This is a genomic window from Streptomyces sp. WELS2 (assembly GCF_013870595.1).
GTDB lineage: Bacteria > Actinomycetota > Actinomycetes > Streptomycetales > Streptomycetaceae > Streptomyces.
In genome coordinates this window covers 1-373 of the sequence record NZ_JACBWZ010001402.1, presented here as the reverse complement: position 1 = coordinate 373, position 373 = coordinate 1, and the positions used below count along the sequence as shown (strand labels likewise).

Annotated in this window: 1 protein-coding gene; it reads right to left on the bottom strand. The window is 65.7% G+C overall.

All coding sequences use genetic code 11. The annotated features are described in order from the left end of the window. The coding region (locus tag H5J33_RS36615; RefSeq protein ID WP_258565658.1) for an alpha-amylase family glycosyl hydrolase at positions 1-373 on the bottom strand (373 nt) is incomplete at both ends.

Here is a 373-nt window from a genome sequence, read left to right as displayed (position 1 = left end):
CTTGTCCGGGTACTGGGCGTCGATCTCCTTGCGCACCCGCTTCAGGAACTCGTGGGTGGCGGGCAGGTTCTCGCAGTTGGTGCCCTCCCGCTGGTACAGGTACGGCACCGCGTCCAGCCGGAAGCCGTCGATGCCGAGGTCCAGCCAGAACCGCAGCGCGGAGAGGATCTCCTCCTGGACGGCCGGGTTCTCGTAGTTGAGGTCGGGCTGGTGCGAGAAGAAGCGGTGCCAGTAGTACTGCTTGCGTACCGGGTCGTACGTCCAGTTGGAGGCCTCGGTGTCGACGAAGATGATCCGCGCGTCCTGGTACTGCTTGTCGTCGTCGGCCCAGACGTAGTAGTCGCCGTACGGCCCGTGCGGATCCCGCCTCGAC